The following is a 1,663-nucleotide window of genomic DNA, read 5'->3' as shown; positions in this document are numbered from 1 at the left end:
TTCTCCTTTCTATCTTTCATCAAAGAAATCTTTGTTTCGAATGTACTTACTCATCAAGTGATATGAGAAAGGTCTTGCGATCCAACTAAACATCGAACGCCAGAAACGTATCACACTGGGTGTATTTTCATAGATTCGTCCGTTGTAGAGCCAAAGCATTTTGCCTACGTGCCAAAATATGAATGGCAGGGGGGCATAAAGGTAACGATATCCAGGTCGCAGCAGATACGATAAGTCTTATGGGAAAGTCGATAGTGTCTAGAAAACTGCCAGTTACCGATCGCCGGTTGCCCAAAGGTCACTACTCGTTTGATAGATTTTGGGTATTTACTCTCAAAATAATCCGCAAATACAGTCCCGATAGCCCCTCCAGATGAATGCCCTGTAATCGTGATGCGTTTACCTTGCTGAACAAGAGGAATAAGGGTTGACTCTAGTCGCTCATAAACAGACTCGCCGAGTGTGTCTTCATTTCTTGAAGGCTGGCTTTCTTGGTGTAAAAGATAGTGGAATCCTGCATGAATTCGGTACGTCAAGTTGAGAGTATGTTTGCAGCTTCGTGTCCACATAGCGAAGGTGAGCAGCCAGTCTGTTATGCTGTGTGAGCCCTTTATAACCACGACGACTTCACTGCTTTTTTTGCTCCAAAGTACCCTAATCATGGTTTTTCCGAACTGGTTTTTAATAATCCGTTGCCCATTTGGGTCGAAACCATATCGTGTATGCTTGAAAATGCGAGGGTAGGCTAGGTTACAAAGCACAGCATAGCGTTCGTACTGGTAGCGTTTTAAAGGCTTCATGACACCTGTTGCGAATTGAAGTCAAAACTACAACATAGAGCCACAGTGTGAATGTGCGATGACAGAGTCCTGTTGAAGCCTAAATTGGTTGGAGTGTTATGCAGAGCATCGGCTGACGGACTTCGCCATTTCCGCTTTTCTCATTGGCATAGAATCTATGGTCTCGATAACTTGTTGCCAGTCGGTACTTTTACTCCAACGAAGTTTTTCTCCTCCGTCTTTACCGATTAACACCGCTGTGTGGGAGTAGGGTGCTACACCATGCATGTTGTAAAGCCCCTCTAGATTGAACTCATCCTTAACCCATTTAGGCATACTGTCACCATCGGCTGTAACAACTAAGGTGATAAGATCTCTGTCTTCGAGTTCGCACTCTTTCATTAGAGTTTCAAGTAGAAACTGCTCTACGTATTCGTCGTTTGTGGGTGCGAAGTAGATGATACTGCGGTGTTCCCAATGGGAAGAGTAGGATGGGTAGCTCCAGCTAAGCGGACTAACTACCAATGATACTGCGAAAAGGATGACGGCACGCATAACGACATTCCTCCATGTGAGTGAGATAAAATCGCTTTTCACACATTTAATACGTTTATTGTAGTCGGGAAGTTCAAGCTACGAGTGGAATTAAGAGCGGTTTATTGCGTGATTCATTATCAAAATGTAATTTGCGATACAGTAAGACTTCAATCATTTCTGATGATAAATTCTTTGAATTGGCGAGATGTTATTCGCTGGCGTTTTCTTTTTAACCATTTGAACTGAAATAAGAAATATTTGGTTGACCACAAATTTGAATCCGTTAAAGTACGCCTCGTTCACAGGGCATTAGCCCGAACAGATGGTGTTACCATGCTTTATGCGTT

At 43.1% G+C, this 1,663-nt stretch carries 1 protein-coding gene and 1 pseudogene; both read right to left on the bottom strand.

Translation table 11 applies throughout. The features are described 5' to 3' along the window. Positions 1 to 9: 9 nt before the first annotated feature. Positions 10 to 800, bottom strand: a pseudogene (locus tag UA76_RS19275) (lipase family protein). A 96-nt stretch (positions 801 to 896) separates the two neighbouring features. Next, positions 897 to 1,334, bottom strand: a complete 438-nt coding sequence (locus UA76_RS19270; protein WP_047049521.1) for a DUF4174 domain-containing protein — start codon at positions 1,332 to 1,334, stop codon at positions 897 to 899. Positions 1,335 to 1,663: the final 329 nt, after the last annotated feature.

Source organism: Vibrio mexicanus (assembly GCF_001012815.1).
Lineage (GTDB): Bacteria > Pseudomonadota > Gammaproteobacteria > Enterobacterales > Vibrionaceae > Vibrio > Vibrio mexicanus.
This window is presented reverse-complemented; position numbering and strand designations above follow the sequence as displayed.

Coding starts and splice junctions, on each gene's coding strand:
- UA76_RS19270 (WP_047049521.1), bottom strand. CDS start 1,334: ATGCGTGCCGTCATCCTTTTCGCAGTATCATTGGTAGTTAGTCCGCTT.